This is a genomic window from Synechococcus sp. H55.11 (genome assembly GCF_047462475.1).
Lineage (GTDB): Bacteria > Cyanobacteriota > Cyanobacteriia > Thermostichales > Thermostichaceae > Thermostichus.
This window is the reverse complement of the sequence record NZ_JANSJI010000098.1, coordinates 1-1,821: the sequence shown is the minus strand read 5'-3', so window position 1 is coordinate 1,821 and position 1,821 is coordinate 1. Positions and strand designations below refer to the sequence as shown.

At 61.9% G+C, this 1,821-nt stretch carries 1 protein-coding gene; it reads right to left on the bottom strand.

Annotated features, from left to right (window positions below; all coding sequences use genetic code 11):
* The coding region (locus NW853_RS04375) for an NADPH-dependent assimilatory sulfite reductase hemoprotein subunit (RefSeq protein ID WP_414347977.1) at window positions 1–1,764 on the bottom strand (1,764 nt) is incomplete at its 3' end.
* Window positions 1,765–1,821 lie beyond the last annotated feature (57 nt).

The window sequence follows — 1,821 nt, the reverse complement described above, 5'->3', positions numbered from 1 at the left end:
GAGCTGCTGCACCTGGGCCTGTAGGTAGGGGATCCCCACCCGGTGGCAATAGTCGCCGAAGCGCTCTTGGGGGTGGCGCTCCTGCTTGTAGAGCTGCAGAAGAACTCTCATCAGCGGCACGATCTGGCTAATGTGCACCCGATCCTGAAACGGCTGGGCCAGGCGATCCCCTTGCGGGCTGGCCCCCAGCCAGATTTGGTAGTAGCCATCGGGGGCGGATCCCACCAAGCCGAGCTCTGCCAAGTAAGGCCGGGCACAGCCATTGGGGCAGCCGGTCATGCGCACCAAAAAGGGCGAATCCTGCAGCCCCAGCTCCTGCAACACCTGATCCAACTGGCGAATCAGGGTGGGCAGGGCTCGCTCCGACTCGGTAATGGCTAAGCCACAGGTGGGAAGCGCCGGACAGGCCATGGAGAGCCGCACCAGCTCCGGGATCTCCTCTTTGGAAAGCACCCCGTGGGACTTGAGGATCTGGTTGATGGCCTCTCGCTGGTGATCCTCGATGTCAATGAAGATCACGTCCTGCGTAGGAGTCAGCCGCAGGTGGAGGGAAAATTCCTCTACAATCTTGCGCAGGGCCGTTTTCAACTGCCGCTCCGGCGTATCTTGGATGCGGCCATTTTCAATGGAGAGGCCCAAAAACCAACGGCCATCCCCTTGCTCGTGCCAGCCCAGGTAGTCGCCGCTGTTGGGGATACACTTGGGCAAGGGACGAAAACGGGGCAATTTTTCCCCAACATACTCCTCAACAGCGCGGCGAAACTTGCGGATCCCCCAGTCGCGCACCAGATACTTCAGCCGTGCCTGCTTGCGGTCGTAGCGGTTGCCGTGATCCCGCTGCACCGCCAAAATCGCCTGGCAAACCCGGTACACCGCTTCCGGCGGGGCAAAGCAGAGCTTCTGGGCCAAAAGGGGTTGGGTCTCTTCCTTGCCGTGGGTGCGCCCCATGCCGCCGCCCACCACGATGTTGAAGCCCTTGAGGTTGCCCTTGCGGTCGGTGAGGACGATCAAACCCAGGTCTTGGGAGTACACATCGACGGTGTTCTCCCCGGCTACGGCGATGGCCGTCTTAAACTTGCGGGGCAGATAGACCGGGCCATAGAGAGGTTCCGGCCCCTCCAGCCTCACGCCGTTGCCTACAAACTGCTCGGCTTCCCGGACTTCCGGATCCACCGGCGGGATGGGAACCGGCTCTCCATCCACCCAGAGCTCGTAGTAGGCAGAAGTCTTTGGAGCCAAGAGATCCGCCAGCTTGCGGGCATACTCCTGGGCGTAGCGGTAGGCAGGCCGGTTTTTGTAGGGGGCGACCGGTGCCATGACGTTGCGGTTGACATCGCCACAGGCGGCCAGGGTGGATCCCATCTGCCGGACGATGCTGGCCACCGTGGCCTTGAGATTTTTCTTCAGGATCCCGTGGAGTTGAAAGGTCTGCCGGGTGGTAGCCCGCAGGGTGCCGTTGCCGTACTCCTCGGCCAGCCGATCCAGGGTCAAGTAGAGCTGCGGCGGCACATGCCCCCCCGGAATACGGGTGCGCAACATCATCTCGTAGGCCCGCTCCAACCCCTCCTGCTTCCGCTGCTGCCGCAGATCCCGGTCGTCCTGCTGGTAGGCGCCATGAAACTTGAGCACCTGCACCGCCGCTTCGCTAAAGTGGGTAGTGTCTTGGGCCAGCTCCTGCCGCAAGGGATCCCGCAGGAAATGGCTATCTGCCTTGATCTGCTCCACCTTGGAGCGCTTGGCCTCAGAGCCGACAAGGGAGCTCATCTGATTCTCCAGTAATCCGGTCGGAATACCTGTGAAACAGGGTAGCATCTCCCCTGG